This window comes from Yoonia sp., assembly GCF_036007805.1.
Classification (GTDB): domain Bacteria; phylum Pseudomonadota; class Alphaproteobacteria; order Rhodobacterales; family Rhodobacteraceae; genus Yoonia.
The window spans coordinates 1-1933 of the sequence record NZ_DASYOK010000330.1; the positions used below are offsets into that span (position 1 = coordinate 1).

At 57.4% G+C, this 1933-nt stretch carries 3 protein-coding genes; all 3 read left to right on the forward strand.

The window, feature by feature from the left end; all coding sequences use genetic code 11:
• Positions 1 to 535 (forward strand): ribonuclease PH (rph, locus tag VGP75_RS17605; protein ID WP_327544504.1); only part of this gene is annotated, 535 nt, incomplete at its 5' end.
• Complete coding sequence (gene rdgB, locus VGP75_RS17610; RefSeq protein ID WP_327544895.1) at positions 535 to 1143, forward strand: RdgB/HAM1 family non-canonical purine NTP pyrophosphatase; 609 nt, start codon at positions 535 to 537, stop codon at positions 1141 to 1143. The genes rph and rdgB, both read left to right, overlap by 1 nt.
• A 1-nt stretch (position 1144) precedes the next feature.
• Positions 1145 to 1933 (forward strand): radical SAM family heme chaperone HemW (hemW, locus tag VGP75_RS17615; RefSeq protein WP_327544896.1); only part of this gene is annotated, 789 nt, incomplete at its 3' end.

Consider the following 1933-nt stretch of genomic DNA (forward strand, 5'->3'; position numbering starts at 1 on the left):
GGTCACTGCGGAATACGGGATGCTGCCACGGGCGACAAATACGCGGATGCGGCGTGAGGCCAAGAACGGGCAATCCGGCCGCACGCAGGAAATCCAGCGTTTGATCGGGCGGTCTTTGCGGGCCGGTGTTGATCGGGTCGCACTAGGCGAGCGCCAGATCGTGGTGGATTGCGATGTTATTCAGGCCGATGGCGGCACACGCTGTGCGTCGATCACCGGCGGTTGGGTCGCGTTGAAGCTGGCAGTTCAGAAGCTGATGAAGGCTGGCGATGTGATCAGCGATCCTTTGATCGACCCTGTCGCAGCGATTTCTTGCGGGATTTATGCAGGTCAGGAAGTGCTGGATCTGGATTATCCTGAGGATAGCGAAGCCGGTGTTGACGGCAACTTTGTCATGACCGCTGGAAAACTAATCGAGGTACAGATGTCTGCAGAGGGGTCAACCTATACGCGCGCGCAGATGGATGCCCTGCTTGATCTGGCGGAAAAAGGTGTCGCGGAACTGACAGCGGCGCAATTGGCGGCGGTGTCCTGATGCGGCGATTTGACGGCAAGGAATTGTTGATCGCGACCCATAACCAAGGGAAGCTGGAAGAGATTGCCGATCTGTTGCGCCCTTACGGGTTGTCTTTGACGTCAAATGCGGATCATGGGTTGCCCGAGCCGGAAGAGACAGAAACGACCTTTGTCGGGAACGCACGGATCAAGGCGCATGCAGCAGCCAAGGCAACCGGCCTGCCGGCCCTGTCGGATGATAGCGGGATCGAGATTGACGGCCTTGGGGGTGCACCCGGTGTTTATACAGCGGATTGGGCGGAAACGCCCAGCGGCCGTGATTTCAAGATGGCGATGGAGCGGAGTTGGGCCGAGTTAGAGTCTGTTTCTGCCCCCTATCCACGGACTGCGCGGTTTTGTTGCACCTTGGTTCTGGCCTGGCCTGACGGGCATGACGAGGTGTTTCCCGGTGTGATGCCTGGCCAGATTGTTTGGCCGATGCGGGGCGACCAAGGGCATGGGTATGATCCGATCTTTCAGCCTGACGGCTATGACATCACCTTTGGCGAGATGGATCGTTGGGAAAAGAACAAGATCAGCCACCGTGCTGATGCCTTTGCCAAGCTGATCACGGGTTGTTTTGCCTAGGATGGAAGATTGGGAGCATGGAGGCTTTGGCCTCTATATTCACTGGCCGTTTTGTCAGGCGAAGTGTCCCTATTGTGATTTTAACAGCCATGTCGTGGCCCAGATTGACCAGAATGCCTGGGCCGAGGCCTATTTGAGCGAGATTGCACGTGTCGGTGCCGAAACGCAGGGCCGCGTTTTGCGGTCTGTTTTCTTTGGAGGTGGCACGCCCAGCCTGATGGATCCGGCGGTGGTTGATGCGATCCTGACAAAGGTGCGTGCGACCTGGCCAATAGCGAATGATATCGAGATCACGCTGGAGGCGAATCCGACGTCAGTCGAAGCGGAACGCTTTGCCGGCTACCGCGATGCGGGAGTGAACCGTGTATCCATGGGGATTCAGGCGCTGAATGATGCAGATTTGAAGGCCCTTGGCCGGTTGCATAGCGCAGATGAGGCGATGCGGGCCTTTGAGACTGCACGCGACGTCTTTGATCGGGTGAGTTTTGATCTGATCTATGCGCGGCAAGGTCAGTCTGTCGCGGATTGGACGGCGGAATTGCAGCAAGCGTTGGATTTGGCCGTCGACCATTTATCGCTCTATCAGCTCACAATCGAGGATGGCACGGCCTTTGGTGATCGCTATGCGGCAGGCAAACTGCGCGGTCTGCCGGATGATGATGCGGCAGCTGACATGTATGCTGTGACGCAAGAGATTTGCGAAGCGGCCGGATTTGCGGGCTATGAGGTGTCCAATCACGCGCGCGCGGGCTGTGAGAGTATCCACAACAAGATTTACTGGCACTATGGC

Coding starts and splice junctions, on each gene's coding strand:
- rdgB (WP_327544895.1), top strand. CDS start 535: ATGCGGCGATTTGACGGCAAGGAATTGTTGATCGCGACCCATAACCAA.